The sequence below is a fragment of the Cupriavidus sp. 22TCCZM01-5 genome (assembly GCF_057798915.1).
The window spans coordinates 1-21,557 of sequence record NZ_JBYOJR010000014.1; the positions used below are offsets into that span (position 1 = coordinate 1).

General features: G+C 63.3%; 16 protein-coding genes. 9 read left to right on the forward strand and 7 right to left on the reverse strand.

Features of this window, described 5'->3' with window-relative positions:
- Window positions 1-423: 423 nt before the first annotated feature.
- Genes AC3FNH_RS15060 through AC3FNH_RS15070 form a run of 3 tightly spaced genes read right to left on the reverse strand, consistent with a single transcriptional unit; the run spans window position 424 to window position 3,037 of the window.
- On the reverse strand, window positions 424-1,641 hold the full coding sequence (locus tag AC3FNH_RS15060; RefSeq protein WP_488720604.1) for an MFS transporter: 1,218 nt from the start codon (window positions 1,639-1,641) through the stop codon (window positions 424-426).
- Window positions 1,642-1,652: 11 nt separating this feature from the next.
- The gene (locus AC3FNH_RS15065) at window positions 1,653-2,270 is read right to left on the reverse strand and encodes an NADPH-dependent F420 reductase (RefSeq protein WP_488720605.1); all 618 of its coding nucleotides are present in this window, start codon (window positions 2,268-2,270) and stop codon (window positions 1,653-1,655) included.
- Between the two features lie 14 nt (window positions 2,271-2,284).
- Window positions 2,285-3,037, reverse strand: coding sequence for a 3-oxoacyl-ACP reductase family protein (locus AC3FNH_RS15070; RefSeq protein WP_488720606.1), 753 nt, complete (start codon window positions 3,035-3,037; stop codon window positions 2,285-2,287).
- A 118-nt stretch (window positions 3,038-3,155) separates the two neighbouring features.
- Here AC3FNH_RS15070 and AC3FNH_RS15075 point away from each other — a divergent pair, with 118 nt between their 5' ends.
- Both AC3FNH_RS15075 and AC3FNH_RS15080 read left to right on the forward strand, forming a co-directional pair.
- On the forward strand, window positions 3,156-4,088 hold the full coding sequence (locus tag AC3FNH_RS15075; protein ID WP_488720607.1) for a LysR family transcriptional regulator: 933 nt from the start codon (window positions 3,156-3,158) through the stop codon (window positions 4,086-4,088).
- Window positions 4,089-4,191: 103 nt separating this feature from the next.
- On the forward strand, window positions 4,192-5,361 hold the full coding sequence (locus tag AC3FNH_RS15080; RefSeq protein ID WP_488720608.1) for a transposase: 1,170 nt from the start codon (window positions 4,192-4,194) through the stop codon (window positions 5,359-5,361).
- Window positions 5,362-5,746: 385 nt separating this feature from the next.
- Here the strand turns inward: AC3FNH_RS15080 and AC3FNH_RS15085 are convergent, their stop codons facing one another.
- A complete protein-coding gene (locus AC3FNH_RS15085; RefSeq protein ID WP_488720609.1) occupies window positions 5,747-7,060 on the reverse strand; it encodes a Bug family tripartite tricarboxylate transporter substrate binding protein in 1,314 nt (437 codons plus the stop codon).
- Window positions 7,061-7,201: 141 nt separating this feature from the next.
- Between AC3FNH_RS15085 and AC3FNH_RS15090 the strand changes: the two genes are divergently transcribed.
- Entirely contained in the window at window positions 7,202-12,403 is a 5,202-nt protein-coding gene (locus AC3FNH_RS15090) for a trifunctional serine/threonine-protein kinase/ATP-binding protein/sensor histidine kinase (RefSeq protein WP_488720610.1), read from the forward strand.
- A gap of 508 nt (window positions 12,404-12,911) precedes the next feature.
- Here the strand turns inward: AC3FNH_RS15090 and AC3FNH_RS15095 are convergent.
- From AC3FNH_RS15095 to AC3FNH_RS15105, 3 genes are all read right to left on the reverse strand, one after another.
- Window positions 12,912-13,535, reverse strand: a complete 624-nt coding sequence (locus AC3FNH_RS15095) for a tyrosine-type recombinase/integrase (RefSeq protein WP_488720611.1) — start codon at window positions 13,533-13,535, stop codon at window positions 12,912-12,914.
- Window positions 13,536-13,892: 357 nt separating this feature from the next.
- On the reverse strand, window positions 13,893-14,345 hold the full coding sequence (locus AC3FNH_RS15100; protein WP_488720612.1) for an enoyl-CoA hydratase/isomerase family protein: 453 nt from the start codon (window positions 14,343-14,345) through the stop codon (window positions 13,893-13,895).
- Window positions 14,269-15,102 carry a FadR/GntR family transcriptional regulator gene (locus AC3FNH_RS15105; RefSeq protein WP_276101174.1) on the reverse strand — a complete coding sequence of 278 codons (834 nt, stop codon included), beginning with the start codon at window positions 15,100-15,102 and terminating at the stop codon, window positions 14,269-14,271. The genes AC3FNH_RS15100 and AC3FNH_RS15105 overlap by 77 nt, the downstream gene beginning before the upstream one ends.
- Window positions 15,103-15,576: 474 nt before the next feature.
- On the opposite strand from AC3FNH_RS15105, the gene AC3FNH_RS15110 reads away from it, so the two are divergent.
- The 6 genes from AC3FNH_RS15110 to AC3FNH_RS15135 all read left to right on the forward strand — a co-directional run bounded on the left by AC3FNH_RS15110 (window position 15,577) and on the right by AC3FNH_RS15135 (window position 21,555).
- On the forward strand, window positions 15,577-16,779 hold the full coding sequence (locus AC3FNH_RS15110) for an ABC transporter substrate-binding protein (RefSeq protein WP_276101175.1): 1,203 nt from the start codon (window positions 15,577-15,579) through the stop codon (window positions 16,777-16,779).
- Window positions 16,780-16,892: 113 nt separating this feature from the next.
- Window positions 16,893-17,750 (forward strand): branched-chain amino acid ABC transporter permease, encoded by an 858-nt coding sequence (locus tag AC3FNH_RS15115; protein ID WP_276101176.1) that lies wholly within the window; start codon window positions 16,893-16,895, stop codon window positions 17,748-17,750.
- On the forward strand, window positions 17,750-18,745 hold the full coding sequence (locus tag AC3FNH_RS15120) for a branched-chain amino acid ABC transporter permease (protein WP_488720613.1): 996 nt from the start codon (window positions 17,750-17,752) through the stop codon (window positions 18,743-18,745). Before AC3FNH_RS15115 ends, AC3FNH_RS15120 begins: the two co-directional genes overlap by 1 nt.
- A complete protein-coding gene (locus tag AC3FNH_RS15125) occupies window positions 18,742-19,521 on the forward strand; it encodes an ABC transporter ATP-binding protein (RefSeq protein ID WP_488720614.1) in 780 nt (259 codons plus the stop codon). Before AC3FNH_RS15120 ends, AC3FNH_RS15125 begins: the two co-directional genes overlap by 4 nt.
- A complete protein-coding gene (locus AC3FNH_RS15130) occupies window positions 19,518-20,222 on the forward strand; it encodes an ABC transporter ATP-binding protein (RefSeq protein ID WP_276101178.1) in 705 nt (234 codons plus the stop codon). The genes AC3FNH_RS15125 and AC3FNH_RS15130 overlap by 4 nt, the downstream gene beginning before the upstream one ends.
- 58 nt (window positions 20,223-20,280) lie before the next feature.
- Complete coding sequence (locus tag AC3FNH_RS15135; protein ID WP_488720677.1) at window positions 20,281-21,555, forward strand: Zn-dependent hydrolase; 1,275 nt, start codon at window positions 20,281-20,283, stop codon at window positions 21,553-21,555.
- The last annotated feature ends 2 nt before the right edge of the window (window positions 21,556-21,557 follow it).

The following is a 21,557-nucleotide window of genomic DNA, read 5'->3' on the forward strand; positions in this document are numbered from 1 at the left end:
ACCGTACGTTTCTTCTTCATCGGCATATCCATGGTCATTACCTCTCATGATATGCCTCGTACACAAATTTCCGGATAGGTCCGTAGGATCTCCTGTAGCTGGCCGCAAGCCTGTTATCACTTTCCCGCACAGCAGTCAAAAGGAAGGGTCTGCTCGATGCGCTGCTTGGCTCCCGCTGGCTGTCCGTGAATTCTGTCGTTAGCTGCTTGCCCATGAAACGGGCTTCCGCATTTGCCGACGACGCGATGAAGGTGATTAGCGAGAGAGCGACTGCTGTCTACTGCGGAACGGCCATTTGAGTGCCTGCGGGCACACGCCAACGAGCGGCAGGAGATGGCCGGATTCGGCCCATGTAGTCCTTTCCCGAGTTTAGCCACCGTCGTCAAGGCATGCAGCGGCGAATCCCGCCACTGCATGCCAGTGTCAATGCGCAGCGCCTGTTGAAGCCACTGGGGACGCGTCTGTGACGCCAACAAGCAAACATGTCAGTAGCGCAGCCCCGGCTCCGAACCAGAGCGCACTCGCCACGCCAAGGTGGTCGGCAAGGCCGCCGCCGATCAGTGCACCGAACCCAAGGGCCGCTTGTGCAATCGACACGAACAAAGCAGCAATGCTCTCCATGTGCTCTGGTGCCGCACTGAACAGATAGGTCTGCATCGCGATCGGAAGCATTCCGAACGCAAAGCCCCACGCCACAACTGCGGCGCTTGCCGGCCAGGCATGTTCGCCCATCAGAATCAGCAACAGAATGGCGCTGCCCTGGATCGAACCCATCATCATCACCGCGACACGCCTGTTGCGCGCGGCAGTCCAACCGCCAAACAGATTGCCGCAGAAGCCTGCGATGCCATACCCGAGCAGCACGACACTCAGCGACGTGGCGTCGATGTGGGATACCCGAGTCAGGAAAGGCGCAATATATGTGTACGCGGAAAACTGTCCGAGGAATATCAGCACCGTGGCCAACAGGCCAACACGGGCCAGGGGACGCTTCAGGACCAACGGCACCGCACCTAGTCCGGATGACGCCTGCGGCGTGATGCGTGGTAGCAGGGCGATCAGGCCGATGACGACCAGGATTGCGATGGTCGCCGACCCGGCAAACGCCATGCGCCATCCCCACAGGTTGCCAAGCAGCGCGCCGGCAGGAACGCCTGCTACCGTACCCAGGGACACGCCCGAGAAGATCATGGCCGTTGCTTTTGGGCCTTCCACCGATGTGCGCAGACGCGGTCCGAGTGAGCCGCCGATTGTCCAAAATCCACCGACACCAATCCCGAGCAGTAGCCGGCCTACGAGCAGCATCGGGAAGTTCACGGCCGTTGCGACCAGCACATTGGAGGCTGCGAGCAACCCAAGCATAACCCAGAGGATCTTGCGGCGGTCAAAGCGCCCGGCTACCGCAATCGTCATTAGCGCGGAGAGTGCCGCAACCATGCCGGGCACACTGACCATCAACCCGGCCTGCCCTTCAGTGATGCCGACATCCCGTGCGATTTGCGGCAGCAGTCCCACGGGAAGAAATTCCGTGGTCACCAGCGCAAATGCACCCACGCCGACCGAGGCCACCGCTGCCCACGATGCCAGTGGTTGCTCGTGTCGGCCGCGGGATGCGTCCCGCCCATCGTGTTCGCCCATCATCGTCATGCTCCCTAGCTGAACTTGACGAAGTGGTGCGTGGGCAGGGGACCGCCGGGAAACTGAGCCAGCTTCCCACCTACCGCGAGCGGTCCGAGGTCCAATCCGAAGAAGCCGAGCTGATCCATCAGCGCACCGACATCGGCCTTGGCCGTCTGGTCGTCGCCGGAATAGAACAGGACGCGCCGGCCGCCATCGGCCTGCGGGTCCGAAGAAAGCAGGTGTGGCTGGAGATGGTTAAACGCCTTGACGACGCGTGCGCCAGGTACCAGGTCAGCAAAGATCTCGCTGGACAGCCGCCCAAGCAGGTCCACGGGCTTGAACAGCGGGGCTTCGATCGGATTGTTCGCGTCTATGACAATGCGGCCTCCGAAGTCGGGAAGCCCCGCCAGCGCGGTGGGGAGCTTGGACCAGTTGACGGCCACGATGACGATGTCCTCCGCGGCGGCTTCTTCCCGTGAGCCCGCCCGGATTGTGGGGGACAGGGTGGCGACGATGTCTTTTAGGCTTTCCGCCCCTCGGCTGTTCGCGATCACCGCCTGGATGCCGTGCCCGGCCAGCGCCTGTGCGATGGCCATACCAATGGCGCCCGCACCGACGATGCCGATCGACTTGTGAAATGAACTGGACATGATCTTCTCCTGATTCAGGCGGTAAAGCCGCCATCGGCCAAAATTTCGGCGCCGGTGACGAACGCGCTTTCCGGGCCTGCCAGGAACGCCACGACGCTGGCGATCTCGCTGGATTGGCCGTAGCGGCCCACCGCGATGCCCGGCCCGACGATTTCGCTGACCGGACCGCCATCGGGATTCATGTCCGTGTCGGTCGGGCCCGGATGCACCGTGTTGACGGTGATGCCGCGGGGGCCAAGATCGCGCACCAGGCCACGGCTGAACCCCGAGATGGCGCTCTTGGTCAGCGTGTACAGCGACGCGGTCGGGAAGGCCGCATAGCGCGTCATCGAGGAGCCGATGTGGATCACCCGGCCGCCGGTCTTCATGTGCCGGATGGCCTCCTGGGTGGCTACAAAGACGCCGGTGACGTTGACGGCGATCATCCGTTCGTAGGTCTCGAAGCTGAGTTCTTCGATCGCGCCGCCAGCGCCCAGCCCGGCGTTGTTGACCAGGATGTCGATGCCGCCGAACGTCTCGATGGTCGCCGCAACCGATGCGCGGACGGCGGCCGGATCGCCAGCGTCAGCCTGGATGGCAATGGCGCGGCCGCCATGGGCCTCGATGTCGCGGACCACAGAGGCGGCTTTGTCGGGGGATGCGCTATAGGTCAGCGCCACCTGGGCGCCGTCCGCTGCGAGGCGGCGGGCAATGGCGGCGCCGATGGATCGCGAGCCGCCGGTAACGAGGGCGGTTTTGCCGGCGAGGGGAAGGGTTTGCTGTTGCATGGTGATACTCCGTTGGTTGTGATGCGAAAGGTGTGAACGGAGTATGGTTGGCCTGATCTATTATGATTAGTCGTAAGTGGTTGGAATCATCTTCAAGCAATCGTGCAAACTGACCGTCATGGAAACCCTCGCCAACCTTGAATCATTTGTGCGCAGTGCCGAGACCGGCAGCTTTTCGGCAGCCGGAAGGCGACTGGCGCTGACGCCTTCGGCCGTGAGCCGGAATGTCGGGATGCTTGAGCGAAATCTCGGCGTTCGGCTATTCCAGCGATCGACGCGCAGACTGACGCTGACCGAAGCCGGCGAGCGCTTTCTGGCGGCCATCGGCGGGAATCTCGACAGCCTCCAGGCGGCCATTGCGGCCATGTCCGAGGAGGAGGGCGAACCGTCCGGCGTATTGAAGGTCAGCCTTTCCCCGGCTTTTGGGGTCAGCCACGTTTTGCCGCTGCTTCCTGCATTCCTTGAGCAATATCCGGCGATCCGACCGGAGTGGCACTTCGAGAACCGGCCCGTCGATCTCATCGGTGAGGGATACGACGTCGCGATAGGAGGCGGCTTCGAACTGGCTCCGGGGCTTGTGTCGCGGGCGCTGGCGCCTGCACACGTTGTCCCGGTCGCCTCGCCCGCCTACCTGCATGGCCGGACATTGCCCACGCATCCGTCGATGCTCGATGCCATGGCAGGGATATGCATGCGCGCAGCCCGCACCGGCCGCGTCAGGCAGTGGACGATGCGCAATGTCGCTGGAGACGAAGTCGCGGCCGTGCTGCCAGAGCGCATCGTCGTCAACGATCCGGTTGCCATGCGCGAATCAGCGCTCTTGGGATTGGGCGTGACCATGCTCGCGTTGCCCGACGTGTTGCCGTGGATCGAGCGGGGGCAACTCGTGCGGCTGATGCCTCAGTGGTACGCGGATGCCGGTGTCATCTCGCTTTATTACCCGACGCGGGCGTTGTTACCGGCGAAGACAAGGGCATTTATTGATTACGTGGTCGAAACTTTCCGACGCGAGCGGCTGGCTGAAAGACTGGCCGGCAGCCTCGGCGTATGAACGGGCGGCGTAGGCACTGAAGGAGCGTCGATTTTCGACCGAGGGTGTGTGAAAACGTCTCGATCACCTAGACTGGATCAACGCATTCAGATTGGGGGATCGGATGAAGCGATTCATAGAGGGAGAAGATCGCAAGCAAGCTACGCTGCTTCCAGAATGCCTCGATGACTTCATCGCCGAGGACAACCCCGCCAGGATCGTCGACGCGTTTGTTGAAGAGTTGGATCTCGAGTCGCTCGGGTTCGAAGGTGCCAATCCCTCGACTACAGGTCGCCCCTCATATCATCCGGCCGTCCTGTTGAAGATATACATCTATGGCTACCTGAATCGGGTCCAGTCCAGTCGCCGCCTGGAGCGCGAATGCGAGCGCAATGTTGAACTGATGTGGCTCACCGGCCGTTTGGCGCCGGACTTCAAGACGATTGCAGACTTCCGCCGGGATAACAGCACAGGCATTCGCAATGTCTGCCGTCGTTTCGTAGTTCTGTGCCGCGATTTAAAGTTGTTCTCGCAGTCGCTAGTCGCCATCGACGGCAGCAAGTTCAAAGCCGTCAACACGCGTGACCGCAATTTCACGGCGGGCAAGGTCGACAAGCGCCAGCAGCAAATCGAGGAAAGCATCCAGCGGTATCTCAGCGCCCTGGAGACTGCGGATCGCACGCAGCCGGCGGAACTGGAACTCAAGACAGCTCGACTGCGCGAGAAGATTGCGCAACTGCGCCAGCAGATGCATCGCCTTGACCAGATAAAGGCGTGCGCCGATACTGGCATCGCTGCCATCTTGCCTAAGCCCACGACATCCAGCGCGAAGGCGGGAGGTCGGTTTGATAGGGCGGACTTCATCTACATTGCCCGAGACGACGAGTATCAATGTCCCGCTGGTGAACGCGCGATATACCGCTTCACCAGAGAAGAACATGGACTGCGGCTACGCCGCTATTGGAGCAGTGCTTGTCCTCAGTGCGCCATGAGATCGCAGTGCACGCCAAGTCCCTACCGGCGCATCTCCAGATGGGAGCATGAGGAAGTGCTGGAGGCCGTCCAGCGCCGGCTCGATAAGACGCCGGATGCAATGACGGTTCGCAGGCGAACCGTCGAGCATGTCTTCGGAACCTTCAAACATTGGATGGGCTACACGCACTTCCTGACACGCAGGCTACCGAATGTAGGCACTGAAATGAGCCTGCATGTTCTGGCGTATAACCTCAAGCGCGTGCTTAGAATTCTCGGGTTCTCGAAAACAATGAAGGCAATGCGCCTGGTGGGTGCGTAAGCACCCATTTGCGCCCCAAAATGGGCTGAAGATCGCCCTCAGGGGCCCACTAGCGCTGTTCGCACCCGTTTCGACGTCGTCCCTCGACCGGATTGGCCGAAAATTCGATAAATCAGGCTCCGCCCTGGATGCGCATTGATGCGATTCGAGAGACGTTTCCACACGGCCTCGACCCACTGCCGTCATTCGGGTCGCGGCGAAGGCAACGGCCGCACTCAAAACTTCAGCGGTCACTCATGCTCATCGAACGGTGATCGGCCTATCGTCGCATCCCGTCCCAGAACAACGGGCTTTGTCATAGTCGACAGGGCCACGGGCTGGGTGTCGGTTCAGCGTCAACCGAAGGAAACGGTATTCTTTGGCCCGCCGCTGGCGGGAACTTCTTTTACCGTGGAACATTGCCGGCAACGCCGGCTTTTCCACCCTCTATCTCATCCGCAACAAGATTGCGGTCAACGATCAGCCTGCTCCAACGCGCAAGCTCCTGCTGAATAAACGCCTGGAAATCCGAAGGGCCCGCGTGCACGACTTTGAAACCGTAACCCGAGAGTACCTCGCTCTTCGACAACTCGGAAAGGACCTGCTTCACCGCTACATCAAGTTTCTCGACTCTCTCCTTCGAGGTCCCCTTGGGGGCCAGAATGCCATACCAGCCGGTGACGAACATATTTTGCAATCCGGCCTCTGCAAAGGTGGGCGTCTCGGGCGCTATCGTTAGACGCGCGTCGTTCGCAATCGCCAGTGCCCGCAACTTCCCGGACTTGACGTGTCTGAGGCTATCGGCTCCGGCGAAGACTGCGTCCACATCACCGCTAATCGCTGCCATGACCGCCTGGACGCCGCCGTGGTACGGAACATGTGTCACTCGAATCGAGGCAGATTGCGAGAGCAACTCTATGGCGAGATGGCTGGTATTTCCGTATCCAGACGATGCCACGGTAACCGGATGAGACTTCGCCCGCACGATAAGGTCGGATACAGACGTGATTCTCGAAGTGCCTCCCACATAGAGAACCAATGGTTGCTTTGCTATGAGAGAAACTGGTTGGAAATCGCTGACGGGGTCATAGCCCGCCGACCTACTCACGAGTGGCCCGATCGCGTAGGCAGCAAGGGCGAGCACGAGGGTATAGCCATCGTTCTTGGCGCGCTGTAGGTGTCGCAAGGCGATCTGTCCGCCTGCACCGGGCTTGTATTGAAGCACCACAGGCGTTCCCAAGGCCTTTTGCAGGCCATCGCTAAGTGGGCGCGCCATAAGATCCGCCGGCCCCCCCGGAGGATAAGGTATGACGATGGTGACTGGTTGGTCTGGGTAAGCTGCCCACGCTGGCTGAACGGACGTGATCATTCCTCCCAACAACAGCCATCCGCCAAACGCTGTCGCCCGTCGCACAATGGGCGCACGCTTTGGCTTGGCACGCTCCATCATGCATGTCGAGGTGCGTTCTACGATCGCGAGGACTTCGAATCGCATGATTTCTGCTAGTGTTTGCACAATAAAAAAAGAGACAACTAGGCTAGTTTGCAAGACGATTCTAGCAATCGGATCATACGCGGAAAAATTGACCTGCTCCTGACCATAGCAAATCCCGCCTTTGCCAGTCGCCTTCGTGACAGCAAAAGCATGCTGCCTTTTCAGGGCGTTGGACCGGTAGAGGTATTTAACGTGTTTACTGCGCGGCCCACCGAAGACTGACATGTGATCATGTCCAACCCAACCCAGCAGTCATCAGCCATCCACCATGTTTTGACAGGGGTGATTTGCTAAGATGTAGCCTCCCCGCTGCGCCTGCAAGCTAGGCGTTTTTTTGCACATTTGTTCCCGATAACGGTGCTTTCCATGCTTTTCCCCCAAGCAGGAGTACGCTCAGGCTTTGATTCCACATGGGAGGCAGGCGACCGGCTGTTTGGCCGCGGCTGGCTGATGCAGGACGATGGTCGCAAGGTACCCGTGCTCGGTGTCTGGCCTGCCGACAAGCATTGCACGCCGGCCGCGCTTGACCGGCTTGCTCACGAATATGCTCTTCGTGACGATCTCGATGCTACTTGGGCCGCCCGCCCGTTAAGTCTGCTGTGCGAGCGCGATACGGCAGTGCTTCTACTCGACGATCCGGGAGGTGAGCCACTCGCTCACCTGGTGGGTGGGCCGATCGACCCAGCGACGTTTCTCGACATTGCCGTGGCCATGACCACGGCCGTCAGTCATCTCCATCAACGCGGCTTGGTCCACAAAGATTTGAAGCCTTCCCATGTCCTTGTGGCTCCGGACCGGCGCCACGTCTGGTTGCTAGGCTTTGGCATCGCGTCGCGAGTGCAGCGCAGCGCCAAACCGCGAGCGGAAATCAGTGAGATCTCAGGCACGCTGGCCTATATGTCGCCAGAACAGACAGGCCGGATGAATCGCGCCATCGACGAACGAAGCGACCTGTACGCGCTTGGCGTGACCTTCTACCAGTTGCTTACTGGTGTGCTGCCCTTCGTCGCCAGCGGCCCCCTTGACTGGGTCCATGCACACCTGGCGCGCACGCCGTCCCCGCCGGCAGAGCGCACCCCGGGCGTGCCTGCGATGGTCTCGGCGCTTGTCATGAAGCTTCTGGCGAAAGCTCCTGAGGAACGTTATCAGACTGCCGCAGGGCTGGTGCGCGACCTGCAGCACTGCCGACAGGCGTTGTTGGCGCATGGGCGGATTGCATCGTTCGCGCTAGGGCAGCGCGACTTTTCGGACGCCTTTGTCATACCCGACCGCCTCTATGGTCGCGAGCAAGCCATGGCCACGTTGCTGGCAGCTTACGAGCGTGTGGCCTCCACGGGACGCAGCGAGATCGTGATGGTCTCCGGCCATTCTGGCGTCGGCAAAACGTCGGTCATGCGGACGTTTGCCCGCGCGGTTGCAGGGCGCGGCGGAATCCATGCCGCAGGCAATTCCGATGCGCCGGGTGACGTAGCGTCCGACACGCCCGTCGATGCGGGCGTACGGCTGCCCTATGCGGCGCTCGCCCGAGCGGTCAGCGGCCTGTTGCGGATCGGACTGGCTGATCACGCCGCCGGCATGGCACCTTGGCGCACTGTCATCGCGGAGGCGCTGGGGCCGAACGCCGGTGCGCTTGCGCCATTGCTGCCCGAACTGAAGACGTTACTTGGTCCGGTACCGTGGATCCGCGACACGCCGTCGCGCGAAACGCGTCCCCAAGTGCAGCTCGCGCTGCGCAACCTCGTGGCCGCTCTTGCGAAAACTGCGCGACCGCTGACGCTGTGCCTCGACGACATCCAGTGGCTCGACGACGAAAGCGTCACGCTGCTGCACCAGATGCTCACTGATCCGGGCACAGCAGACCTGCTGGTCGTCTGCGCCTATCGCAGTCACGAGGTCGGGGACGGCCAGGGCGTGATGCAACGCGTCGATGCGTTACGCGCGGATGGCGCCGCAGTGACCCAGGTCGAGCTGGGTTGCCTCGACGAACCCGACCTGCGGCAGCTCGTCGCCGACGCGCTCCATTGCGACACCGACACGGCTGCGCCGCTTGCGCGACTGGTGATGGAGAAGACGGCCGGCAACGCGTTTTTCGCCACGCAGTTCATCAGTGAACTATCCCACGAGGGGCTGCTGCACTTCGATAACGGTGCGGCACGCTGGACCTGGGATCTCGGCCAGATCGCAGCCAAGGCGCTGACCGACAACGTGGTATCGCTGATGGTTGGCCGGATCGACCGGCTGGCGGCCAGCACCCGCTCCGCACTGGCCCTGCTCGCCTGCTTTGGCAACGACACCACCGTCGACACCCTGGCGCGCAGTTGGACCGGCGACGCCGGCGAACTAGAGCCCGCAGTCCGGGAAGCCGTGCAGGCGGGGCTGGTTTCGTGCAGGGAGAATGTGCTGCGCTTCTCCCACGATCGCATCCTCGAAGCGGCCTATTCGCGCATCGCCGAGCCGACGCGGCAGGCGTTCCATTTGCGTGTTGGCCGACTGCTGCTGGAGCGCACGCCGTCCGACGAGGTTGACGCGAACGTCTTTACCATCGTCGGACAGTTGAACCGCGCAACCGACAACATCGAGGCACAGGAAGAGCGCGACAGGCTCGCGGAACTAAACCTGGCCGCTGCCCTGCGCGCCAAGTCCGCATGCGCCAACACCGCGGCGCTGCACTATCTGTCGCTAGGGCTTGCACTGCTCGGCGATGACGGCTTTTCCCGGCACGAGGCGCTCGCCTTCGCATTGACACTGCACATGGCCGAATGCGAGTTTCTCAGCGGGGACTCGGCGCGCGCCGAGCATCGGTTGGAGGCACTGGCCGCGCGCACCTCGTCGATTACCGCGCTGGCAGTCCTCACGCAGCTCCAGCTTGGCTTGCTGATGACCGGCGGGCGCCGTGCCGAAGCGGTCACGGTAGGCCTTGCCTACCTGAAGCGTACCGGGATCGAATGGGCATCGCATCCCAATGCAACGGCATTGGCGCACGAGGAGGCGCTGCTTGCCCGCCAACTCGGCGACCGCGAGATCGCCGAACTGGCCTCGCTGCCCCCGATGACGGACGCTGGCGCGCTCGCCACGATGCGCGTGCTGATTGCGCTCGTGCAGCCGGCCTGGTACACCGACGATCATTTGCGCAGGCTTGTGGTGCTGCGCATGGTCAACTTGAGCGTTTCGCATGGCAATAGCGACGAATCTGCCCTGGCCTATGCATGGGTGGCGATGCTGCGCGTGGCCGCGTCAACCCAGGAGCCGGCCGACGTCGCATTCGCGCGTCTGTCGATAGAGGTTGCGGAACGGCAGGGCATTGATCGGATACGCGCACGCGTATATCAAGTCGTCGGCGGAAATCTTCTGCACTGGTCCAAGCCGCTGCGGGTCGCGCGCTGCCTGCTACGTCAGGCATTGGAGTTGACACAGCAGATCGGCGATCTCACCTATGCCGCGTACATCCGTAGCAACCTGATGACGCATGCGTTGGCGATCGGCGATCCGCTTGGCAGTGTTCAGCGCGATGCCGACTCGGGCAGCGTGTTCGCATGGGGGCCGCGATTCACGCTTGTAGCAGACCGCCTTGCACCACAGCGCCAGCTCATACGTACGCTGCGCGGATTGACGCCGGTCTTCGGCCGCTTCGACGCCAAGGATTTCAGCGAAGCCTCGTTCGAAGCCCGGTTGCGCGGCGACGTGGGCCTGCTTCTGGTGTCATGCTGGTACTGGATACGCAAGCTTCAGGCACGCTATCTTGCTGGCGCCCCCGCAGAGGCGTTGGATGCGGCAGCGCAGGCGCACCCACTTCTGTGGACCTCGCCAGGCTATTTCGAGCAGGCCGAATACCATTTTTATGCCGCGCTCGCGCGCGCGGCGTGCTGCAATCCGGCCGTCGAAGGCGAACTGGCAGCGCACCTTCCCGCCCTAGCCGGGCACCATTGGCAGTTGGCACAATGGGCACGACGCTGTCCGGCGACGTTTGCGCACCGGGCCACGCTGGTCCAGGCGGAAATTGCCCGGCTCGAAGGACGCGACATCGAAGCGATGCATGGGTATGAGTCGGCTATCGCCTCGGCTCGTGAGAGCGACCTGATCCACATGCAGGCCCTGGCAAACGAGCTGGCGGCGCGCTTTTATCTGGATCGGGAACTGGATAACGTGGCGATGGTGTACTTGCGTCAGGCGCGTCACAGTTACATGCGTTGGGGTGCAGACGCCAAGGTCTGGCAGCTCGACATGCAATATCCCCTGCTGGCAGCCGAAGCGGGAGCCTCGCTTGCCTCAACGCCGTCGATGGGCACGATTGGCGCGCCGCTCCAGCATCTGGACCTGGCCACTGTCATCGCGATCTCGGAGGCGATTTCGGGCGAGACCGGGCTGGAGCGGCTCCTGGCGACGCTGATCCGGACCGCGATCGAGCAGGCCGGCGCGACGCGCGGGCTGCTCATCTTGCCCGAAGGCGCTGAACATCACGTGGCAGCCGAAGCTGCCGTTCGTGATGAAGCGGTCATGGTGACATTGTCCGTGCGCCCGCTTGACGCTGCCGATATGCCGATGGCGATGATCGAGCACGTGTTGGATTCTCGCGAGCACGTGGTGATAAACGATGGCTCCGCCAACGGGGCCTTCTCCGCTGACCCGTTTGTTTGCCAACGCCGCGCACGTTCGTTGCTGTGCCTGCCGCTGCTAAATCAAGGCCGGCTGGGCGGGCTGCTTTATCTTGAGAACGCACTTGCGCCAGGGGTATTCGTTCCGGCACGGATCGAAGTGATCAAGCTGCTGGCGTTCCAGGCGGCCAGTGCCATTGAGAACAGCCGGCTTTCCGAGCAACGCCGGCGCGCAGATGAATCCCTCCGCCAGGCGCAGGAGGAGTTGGCTCACGCAAGTCGCGTCATGACACTTAACGCGTTGACAGCGTCAATCGCCCATGAGGTAAGCCAACCCATTGCGGCATTGACCATCGAGGCACGCGCGGCGCTACGGTGGCTCAATCGCAAGCAACCGGACGTCGAGCAGGCGGTCGCAGCGTTTGGTGCCATTGTCGAACAAGGGGAACGTGCGGGCAGCGTTATTGCGGGCATGCGCGCGATGCTGCGCAAGACCGGGCCTCAAGCGCAGCGGATCAATCTTAACGAGATGATCGCCGAGACGCTTCCGCTCTTTGCTGGCGAACTGGAGCGCGCCAAAGTCATCCTGAAAACCGAACTCCCCCTGGTGTGGGCCGATAAGATCCAGCTCCAGCAAGTGTTGCTGAACCTCGTGATCAATGCCGTTCAGGCAATGCGCGAGATCGTCGAGCATTCACGCGAGCTCATTGTACGCACCGCGGTAAGTCCGGCGCGTGAGGTAGTGGTCACGGTCCACGACGTCGGTGTCGGCCTGCCTGGCGATACGGAGCAGGTTTTCCAGCCCTTCTATACGACCAAAGCCGAAGGTTTGGGCATGGGCCTGTCGATCTGTCGCTCGATCCTCGAGGCGCATGGCGGGCGCCTGCACGCCTGGCCGAACCGGCCGAGGGGCGCGGTATTCGGGTTCGTTTTAAAGGTCGCGGAAACTGCGCCCGAAGATAGTTGCGGAGCTTAGTCTTCCTAAAGAAATACCAATCCGGCCACTCGCTTTGAACCTTTCAGCCTTCGCCTCTTGCATCAAGGCGTGTGAGGCGACGCTCGACGCGCGGAAGGGCTGGTCGACCGGGTGAGCCAGGGCCTCGGTAGGCGCCCGCTACGCCTACAACCGCGTGTCGCCAGAGGGCCAGACAAGGTCCGACGGCGGTGAGTGGGGCGCTGCGCAGACCGTTCTGGTAAAAGAGGAGTTTGCCAGGAACTGGACAATGAACGGCATCGCCAGCTAGAACTTCGAGCCTAAGGCCGACTTACCGTAAGCGGTAGATCTCTGTTGTTCATTCCCCAAAGATGGCAGCGTTGCGGCCATCGTCGGACAATCGTACATCTGAAGAGTCTGAAACAAGCGGTGTCCGTCGATCGAACGTCCGTTTGCTGAACGATGCCGTCATGCGAATGTCTCTCGGACGCATCGGGTCAAGGTCCCTTCGTGGCCGGCAAGCGACCGCTGGCCGGCCAAGCTCACTCAGCTACACTTCCGTCTGTTCTGCCATTTCGAGCGCGTCGTCCACTTCGATACCAAGATAGCGCACAGTGCTTTCAAGCTTGGTATGCCCGAGAAGCAGTTGAACTGCACGCAGGTTCTTCGTGCGTCGATAGATCAGAGAGGCATTGGTACGCCGGATCGAATGCGTTCCATAGGCTGAATCATCCAGGCCGATAGAGGCGACCCACCGGTGGACGATCCGTGCATATTGTCGTGTCGAAAGATGCGGGGATGAATGCAGGCGACTCGGAAAGAGATAATCGGCGAGCTTCAGCCCTCGCGTTCGAATCCAGCATTGAACGCTTTCCCGTGTCTGTTCGGTGATCTCAAACTGTACGGGATGGTGCGTTTTCTGCTGCATCACCGTTGCACGGGCACCAACTTGGTTGCCGACGCAGATGTCCTGTACGCGCAGGCGAGTCAAGTCACGCGCGCGCAGCTTACTATCAATGGCAAGGTTGAACATCGCCAGCTCCCGAATGTTTGACGTGAACTGAAGTCGGGTTCGTATTGCCCATATCTCGTTCAACTTCAGCGGAGGTTTCTGGCCCGTCAACCGTCCCTTGTTCCAAGGGATCTGGCGCGTAGATTGGAGGGTGGTTTCCATGATGGCCTCCTTCCGGGTGAAGGGAAACCAAGTCTGCGCTGTCAGGTAGGGGGCCTTCCTGCCGTCGAAGAAGGTACGCCAGAGTTGGAATTGGGCAGAGCGGTCATTCGACGGTCTTCGCTCGACCCTTCTCAGGCATTGGAGGTGCCAGATCGAACATCCGCGCTGGCCGAAAAAGGGTCATTCGCCTCGGCCGCGCGTGGCGGCCCCACCGAACTCAATCGGATCGTACTTTGGTTGGCCCCCGTGATGGACATATTACGAGACGAAGCAGTTCGACCGAGGCCAAGATCAGTGAGGCAGCAGAGACCCTCAACTTTTCTAGACCAAGCCGCGAAGGTCGACGCAGCAGAAACATCAATCCCGGGTGAATCGTGGCGCACGCCGCTCTACAAAAGCCCGCACGCCTTCCTGTGCATCAGCGCTACTGGCCCGGGCTGTGAGTAGCTGATGCTCAAGTGCAAGGTGTGCCTGCAAGTCACGGGCAGGCAGGCCGCTGCACAAGGTCTTGATTCCGGCCAATGACGCGGTCGCGGCCTGCGCCAGGCGCAACGCAAGATTCTCGGCCGCACCGGCAAGCTCGGCATCAGGGTGCAGCGCATCTACCACACCATGTGCGAGGCAGCGTTGCGCGTCGATCGTTTCGCTGAGCATGAACCACTGTTGGGCCCGCACAGCGCCAACGCGGCGGGCCAGGAAGTAGGAGGTGCCGGCGCTGGCCAGCGCCGCCGGCTCATTCGGTCTCGTCGTCGTCCGCCGGCAGGATGCGGCCGCGCCGCGGCATTTCGGAGTCGAGCACCAGGCGGCCATGCACGCGGCCGTTCATGCGCGTGACGTAGTGCGTGCATTCTTCCATGTGGGCCGACATCAGCGCACGTACCGTCCCGGCGTCGCGCTGGCGCGCTGCCTCGACAATGCGCTTGTGGAAGACGACGTTGGCCGCGCCGAACTTCTCGTGCTCGCAGGCGGGGGTGTCGTTGCCGAACACCACCAGCTGGCGAATCATCTCGTTGATCAGCTCGCAGGAGAACCGCAGCATCGGGTTGGGATTGGCCGCCGCCAGGATGTCGTGGAAGGTCAGGTCTTCCTGGCGCTGGTCGAGCAACGGCGTCGCGGCCGCGGCCGATGCCGGGTCGCACAGGTCGATGGTGCGTTCCAGCGCCCTGAAGTCGTCCTCGGTCAGGTGCGGCACCGCGCCGGCCGCCAGCTCGGGTTCCAGCAGGCGGCGCACGGTATAGATGTCGGCAATGCCGACGTCCTTGAAGAACAGGTAGTTCTGCATCAGCTGGAAGGTGCGGTCCAGCGGCACTTCGACAATCGTGCCCCCGCCCGACGGCCCGGTGCTGACGCTGATCAGGCCCTGCACCTCCAGCGATTTGAGCGCCTCGCGGATCGTGCTCTTGCTGACCGAGAACATCTGCTGCAGCTTGAGCTCGTGCGGCAGCTTGTCGCCCGGGCGCAGGTTGCGCTGGGTAATCAGCCGCTTGAGTTCTTCCGCCACCAGGTCCGCGCGCTTCTGCTTGCGGATCTCGATGGCGCCGGTCTTGCCCTCCCGAAACGTCGCCATTGCCTCTTTCCTTGTCTTTCGCCACGCAGCCTGCCGGCCCGTGGGCGCCGCCATTCTAACCAGCGCCGTTGATTCCATCCGCATTGTGCGCGCACGCGGTGCCAGCGCGCTTCGCAAGCCGCCACCGGCTTGCCCCGGCTCGGTGCGTGCCGCCCGGCAACAACGCGTGCCTGCACCGTTCCTGTTACGCGTGAGCGCCGGTCCCGTACAGCGAAATACCCCGTCAGGCGCCGGTCCGGAGCGTGCGTAAACCCTGACTTTCCGTTTGTTGACAATGGTTCCGGCCGACTCCTAAGATAATTCTATTCTATTTATCATCATAAATAGAATAAACAGGTTCGATTCTTGCTCGGTCGGTATCGGAGCCGGGCGAAAGTCACCAGCATGTCGGGGAGACGGTGGAGCGCCGATGACATGGCGTTGTCCAGACTTTCGCCCCGTGCAGCCCGATCCCCACATACCGAGGAGTGAGCCTTGAATCGTCGTGACCTGCTGAAACTGGCGGCGCTGTCTGCCGTCCCCACTTCCCTGATCCATGCCCGCAGCGCCTTTGCCGCCGGCGAGGCCCTGGAGTTCGGCTGCCCCGTCCCCATGTCCGGAGCCTTTGCCGCCAACGGGAAATTCGCGGACCTGGGCATGCGTCTGGCCCTGGAGCAGTACGGCCAGGTGCTGGGCCGGCCGCTGAAGTACAGCGTGCTCGATACCGAAGGCAAGCCTGCCACCGCAGTGCGCAAGGTGCAGGAACTGGCCCAGCAGAAGTCCGCGCGCTACTTTGCCGGCGGCATCCTGTCGTCCGAGTCGCTCGCCATGGGCAAGGAGGCCGAGAAGTTCGGCGGCGTGTTCGTGACCACGGCCGGCGCTGACGAGATCACGGGCAAGGACTGTAACCGCGCCACGTTCCGCTGGTCGGTACCGACCTTCGGCGCGATCGAGCGCACCGTGCGGCCGCTGATCGAGTCGATGCCGAAGGCCAAGCGCTGGTACACGATCACGCCGCAATACGTGTTTGGCGAGGGCCTGTTATCGGCGGCGAAGACGATCTTCAAGGAAAAAGGCATCGAGCATGTCGGCAACAGCTACCACGCGCTGACCGAGAAGGAGTTCAGCGGCTATCTCACCAATGCGCTGGCGGCCAAGCCGGACGTCCTGCTGATCCTGAACTTCGGTTCGCAGTCCGCCGACACGCTGCGCCAGGCCGTCAGCTTCGGCATGAAGAAGAACACCACCATCCTGCTGGCGTGGGCGTCGGGCCTGGAGCAGTTTGAGTCGCTCGGCGCCGACCTGTGCGAGGGCGTCTACTTCGGCGCGCAGTACTGGCACGGCGTGGATACCCCGCTGAACCGCGAGCTGGTCAAGCGCAGCCAAGACAAGTTCAAGGCCAATCCCAACTACAGCCTGGCGGGCTCGTACATCTGCACCAAGATCCTGGTGGACGGCATGATCAAGGCCGGCAGCGCCGATCCGAAGGCCGTGGTCGCGGCGCTCGAAGGCATGAAGTACGAGGGCCTGACCGGTCCCGAGGAAATCCGCGCCGCCGACCACCAGGTGCTGAAGAACTACTACCTGCTCAAGGGCAAGGCCAGGTCGCGCATGAAGGACAAGGACGACTACGCCGACGTCGTCAGCGTCGGCAAGGCCTTCCTGCCGGTCGACCAGACCCAGTGCAAGATGGCCTGATGTCCTGAGGCCGTGCGGGGCAGCCGCCCCGGCGGACAGCACACCGAAGCACACAGAAGCACCATGCCGCGCGGCCGCGCGCGGCGTGGCGGCTTCCCACATTCGTACGACTCATGAACGTCTATCTGTTGCAGGTGATCAACGGCGTCGGGATCGGCATGCTCTACTTCCTGCTGGCGGTAGGGCTGTCGATCGTGTTCGGCTTGTTGCGCTTCGTCAATTTCGCCCATGGCGCGTTCTATGCGCTGGGCGCCTATCTCTGTTTCCAGGCGCTGCAGATCGGGCTGAACTTCTGGGTGGCGCTGGTCGTCGCGCCGATCGTGATCGGCGCGCTGGCCTGGCTCACCGAAAAGGTCATGCTGCGCCATGTCTATGCGCAGCCGCACGAGTTCCACATCCTGGTCACGGTCGGCCTGGCGCTGGCCGTGCAGGAACTCATCATCGTCGGCTGGGGTCCGCTCGGCGTCGACGTGCCGCCGCCGGACGCGCTGCAGGGTGTGGTGATGTGGGGCGACTTCATCTATCCCAAGTACCGCCTGTTCGTGATCGGCTTCACCGGGCTGCTGGCCATCGGCCTGTGGTGGCTGCTGGAAGGCACGCGCCTGGGCAGCGCGGTGCGCGCTGGCAGCGAATCCACCGAGATGGTGTCGCTGCTCGGCATCAATGTGTTCCGCCTGTTCAGCCTGATGTTCGCGCTGGGCGCCGCCACCGCGGCGATTGCCGGGGTGCTGGCCGCGCCGATCCGCGGCGCCGAACCCTTCATGGGGGTCGAGGCGCTGGGCGTGGCCTTCATCGTGGTCGTGGTGGGAGGCATGGGCAGCTTTACCGGGGCGCTGGTGGGCGGCCTGCTCGTCGGCGTCGTGCAGAGCCTGATGAGCACGCTGTGGCCGGAAGGCGCGCGGCTGATGATCTACGTCGCCATGGCCGCGGTGCTGCTGCTGCGTCCGCATGGCTTGCTGGGGAGGGGATGATGGCAATGGATAAACAAGGGCTCGTGCGTTACCGCTTCTGGTGGCTGGCACTCGGCGTCACGCTGCTGCTGCCGTTGACGATGCGCTCCGGCACGCTTGCCACCGAAGTGCTGGTCTACGCGATGGCGGCCATGGCGTGCAACCTGCTGCTCGGCTACACCGGCCTGCTGTCGTTCGGCCAGGGCATCTTCTTCGGCCTGGGCAGCTATGCGGTGGGGCTGGCGCTGACGCGCGCCGGACTGCCGATGCCGCTGGCGTTGCTGCTGGCGATCGTGATCGGCGCGGCCGCCGCCGCGCTGGTCGGCTGGTTCGCGATCCGGCAGCGCGGCACGTACTTCGTGATGCTGACGCTGGCGTTCGCGCAGATGTTCTACTTCCTGGCCTACACCGCGCCCGGCATTACCGGCGGCGACAACGGCCTGCTGGATATCCCGCGTCCGCCGCTGTCGGTGGCCGGTCAGGACCTGGTCTCGCTGGCCTCGCCGTGGCAGTTCTATGGCTTTGTCGCGGTGGTGTTCCTGGCTGTGTTCTTCCTGGTGCTGCGCGTGACCGAGTCCGTACTCGGCCGCACGCTGCTGGCGATCCGCGACAACGAGGAGCGCGCGCTCGCGGTCGGCTACAACATCAAGGCGTTCAAGCTGCTGGCCTTCATGGTCTCCGGCGCGGTCACCGGGCTGGCCGGCGCGCTGCACGCCATGCTGACCGGCATCGCGCCGCTGACCAATATCGACTACCACGCCAGCGAGATGATCCTGGTGATGACCGTGATCGGCGGCACCAGCAACATCTTTGCCTCGGTGCTCGGCGCCGCCTTCTATGTGCTGCTGGCGGATTGGCTGTCCACGCTCTGGCCGCGCTGGCTGATGCTGCTCGGCTTCCTGCTGATCGCGGTCAGCCTGTTCATGCAGCGCGGGCTGTGGGGGCTGGGCGCCTCGGTGTGGAATCGTCTGCGCGGCGTGCGCCGCGCTCCCGTCACGCAGGAGGAACGCGCATGAACCCCGGAAAAAAAACGCCCATTCTCGAAGCTACCGGCATCGTCAAGCAATATGGCAAGTTCATGGCCCTGGGCGGCGTCGACCTGCGCGTGATGTCCGGCACGATCCATTCGGTCATCGGCCCGAACGGCGCCGGCAAGACCACGCTGTTCCACATGCTGACCGGCACCAAGGCAGTCAGCGCCGGCCGCATCGTGTTCGACGGCAAGGACGTCACCGGCGAAACCGACTACCAGCGGGTCCAGCGCGGCATCGCCCGTTCGTTCCAGGTGACCAGTCTGTTCCCGAACCTGGCCGTGCGCGAGAACCTGCGCCTGGCCGCGCTGGGCACGTCGCCGCGCAAGGCGATGAACGGGTGGCGCCTGCCGGCCGGCGATCTGGCCTGCGCCGACGTCGTCGACCAGGTGCTGGAGCGGCTGGAGCTGACCCGGGTCGCCGACAACCCAGCGGGCGTGCTTTCGCACGGCCAGCAGCGGCGCCTGGAAGTCGGCATGGCGATTGCGGCGCGGCCGCGCGCGATTTTCCTGGACGAGCCGACTTCGGGCATGGGCGTCGACGACCTCGGCGCGATGAAGCGTTTGATCCGCGGACTCGCGCAGGACCACACCGTGGTCCTGATCGAACACAACATGGACATCGTGATGGACATCTCCGACACCGTCACCGTGATGCAGCAAGGCAAGGTGCTGATGGAAGGCGCGCCCGCGGTCGTGCGCAGCGACCCGCGCGTGCGTGCCGCCTATCTCGGCAACATGATTACCGGAGGCAAGGGATGATGCTCGACGTACAGGACATTCATGGCTATTACGACAAGAGCCATGTGCTGCAAGGCGTTTCGCTGGCGGTTGGCGAAGGCGAAGTGGTGACGCTGCTCGGCCGCAACGGCGCCGGCAAGTCGACCACGCTCAAGGCCATCGCCGGCGTGGTCCGGCCCCGGGGCGGCCGCGTCGTCTTCCGCGGCAAGGATGTCGCCGGCATGGCGCCGCACCGGATCGCCGCAGAGGGGCTGTGCCTGGTGCCCGAGCACCGCGGCATCTTCAAGCTGCTGACGGTCGAGGAAAACCTCAGGCTTGCGGCGCGCCGCGATTCGCCCTGGCAGCTGCAGGACATCTACCGCATCTTCCCGCGCCTGCGCGAGCGGCGCACCAATGGCGGCGCCCAGCTGTCCGGCGGCGAGCAGCAGATGCTGGCCATCGGCCGCGCCATGATGAACCATCCGCGCCTGCTGATGCTCGACGAGCCGGTCGAAGGCCTGGCGCCGGTGATCGTGGAAGAGATCGTCGCGCAGCTCAAGGTCATCAAGGCGGCAGGCGTGCCGATCCTGCTGGTGGAGCAGAACCTGGAGGTGTGCACGCAGCTGGCCGACCGCCACGTGATCATCGAACAGGGCAGGGTGGTCTACACCGGCAGCAACGACGCGTTCCGCGCCGATGAGGCGGTCAAGGATCGCTATCTCGGCGTCGGCCTTGCGGCCTGAACCCAATCTTGCAGGCCGGCGTGCCGGCCAACCGAATACGAGGGATTTCATGACTACCATGCAAGCCGCCCGCACGGCAGCTGCCACTGCCGGTGCGCGGGCCGACCTGCGCGTCGACGGGGACCGCCTGTGGGACACGCTGATGCGCCTGGCCACCATCGGCGCCACGCCCAAGGGCGGTGTATGCCGCCTGGCGCTGACCGACCTGGACCGGCAGGGGCGCGACTTCTTCGTCGCCGAAGCCAAAGCCGCGGGATGCGCGATCCGGGTCGATGCCATCGGCAATATCTTCGCGCGTCGCGCCGGGCGCGACGACACGCTGCCGCCGGTCATGACCGGCAGCCATATCGACACGCAGCCGACCGGCGGCAAGTTCGACGGCAACTATGGCGTGTTCGCCGGCATCGAGGTGCTGCGCACGCTGGATGACGCCGGCATTGTCACCGATGCGCCGCTCGAGGTCGCGGTGTGGACCAACGAGGAGGGCTCGCGCTTTGTCCCGGTCATGATGGGCTCGGGCGCGTTCATCGGCGAATTCGCGCTGCCCGACGTGCTGCAGCAGCTTGACCGCGACGGTATCTCCGTCGGACAGGCGCTGCAGTCCATCGGCTATGCCGGACCGGAGCCGGTCGGCGCGCGCCCCGTGGGGGCATACTTTGAAGCCCATATCGAGCAGGGCCCGGTGCTGGAAGCGAACGACACCACCATCGGCATAGTGACCGGTGCCCTCGGCCAGCGCTGGTACGACGTGGTGCTGACCGGCATGGAAGCGCATGCCGGGCCCACGCCGATGCACTTGCGCAAGGACGCGCTGCTGGCCGCATCGGAACTTGTCGGCATGGTCAACCGCATCGCGCTGGACCATCCGCCGCATGGTCGCAGCACCGTGGGCTGTCTGAGCGTGCATCCCGATTCGCGCAACGTGATTCCGGGCCGGGTCACGATGACGGTCGACCTGCGCGCCGCTGACGACACCGTGCTGTCCGCCATGGACACGGCGTTCCGTGCCGCCGCCGCGGCCCTGTCGGCACGCAGCGGTATCGCCATCGATCTGCAGCAGGTAGTGTATTTCCCGCCCCAGCCGTTCGAAGCCCGTCTGGTCGAAGCGGTACGGGACGGCGCACGCCGCCTCGGGCATTCCGCCATGGACGTGATCAGCGGTGCCGGGCACGACGCGGTCTACCTGGCCCGCGTCGCCCCGGCGGCGATGATCTTCGTGCCGTGCAAGGACGGCATCAGCCACAACGAAATCGAAGACGCACGGCCCGAGCACCTCGAAGCCGGCTGCAATGTGCTGCTGCACGCGATGCTCGATGCCGCCACGCTGCCCTGAAC

What these genes read in the sequence shown, in the direction of transcription:
- AC3FNH_RS15105 (WP_276101174.1), bottom strand. Translation starts at nt 15,102, where the DNA reads ATGGCGACGTTTCGGGAGGGCAAGACCGGCGCCATCGAGATCCGCAAG.
- AC3FNH_RS15130 (WP_276101178.1), top strand. Translation starts at nt 19,518, where the DNA reads ATGATGCTCGACGTACAGGACATTCATGGCTATTACGACAAGAGCCAT.
- AC3FNH_RS15075 (WP_488720607.1), top strand. Translation starts at nt 3,156, where the DNA reads ATGGAAACCCTCGCCAACCTTGAATCATTTGTGCGCAGTGCCGAGACC.
- AC3FNH_RS15070 (WP_488720606.1), bottom strand. Translation starts at nt 3,037, where the DNA reads ATGCAACAGCAAACCCTTCCCCTCGCCGGCAAAACCGCCCTCGTTACC.
- AC3FNH_RS15135 (WP_488720677.1), top strand. Translation starts at nt 20,281, where the DNA reads ATGCAAGCCGCCCGCACGGCAGCTGCCACTGCCGGTGCGCGGGCCGAC.
- AC3FNH_RS15080 (WP_488720608.1), top strand. Translation starts at nt 4,192, where the DNA reads ATGAAGCGATTCATAGAGGGAGAAGATCGCAAGCAAGCTACGCTGCTT.
- AC3FNH_RS15085 (WP_488720609.1), bottom strand. Translation starts at nt 7,060, where the DNA reads ATGTCAGTCTTCGGTGGGCCGCGCAGTAAACACGTTAAATACCTCTAC.
- AC3FNH_RS15120 (WP_488720613.1), top strand. Translation starts at nt 17,750, where the DNA reads ATGGCAATGGATAAACAAGGGCTCGTGCGTTACCGCTTCTGGTGGCTG.
- AC3FNH_RS15100 (WP_488720612.1), bottom strand. Translation starts at nt 14,345, where the DNA reads ATGGCCGCCTGGTGCTCGACTCCGAAATGCCGCGGCGCGGCCGCATCC.
- AC3FNH_RS15095 (WP_488720611.1), bottom strand. Translation starts at nt 13,535, where the DNA reads ATGGAAACCACCCTCCAATCTACGCGCCAGATCCCTTGGAACAAGGGA.
- AC3FNH_RS15065 (WP_488720605.1), bottom strand. Translation starts at nt 2,270, where the DNA reads ATGTCCAGTTCATTTCACAAGTCGATCGGCATCGTCGGTGCGGGCGCC.
- AC3FNH_RS15115 (WP_276101176.1), top strand. Translation starts at nt 16,893, where the DNA reads ATGAACGTCTATCTGTTGCAGGTGATCAACGGCGTCGGGATCGGCATG.
- AC3FNH_RS15090 (WP_488720610.1), top strand. Translation starts at nt 7,202, where the DNA reads ATGCTTTTCCCCCAAGCAGGAGTACGCTCAGGCTTTGATTCCACATGG.
- AC3FNH_RS15060 (WP_488720604.1), bottom strand. Translation starts at nt 1,641, where the DNA reads ATGATGGGCGAACACGATGGGCGGGACGCATCCCGCGGCCGACACGAG.
- AC3FNH_RS15125 (WP_488720614.1), top strand. Translation starts at nt 18,742, where the DNA reads ATGAACCCCGGAAAAAAAACGCCCATTCTCGAAGCTACCGGCATCGTC.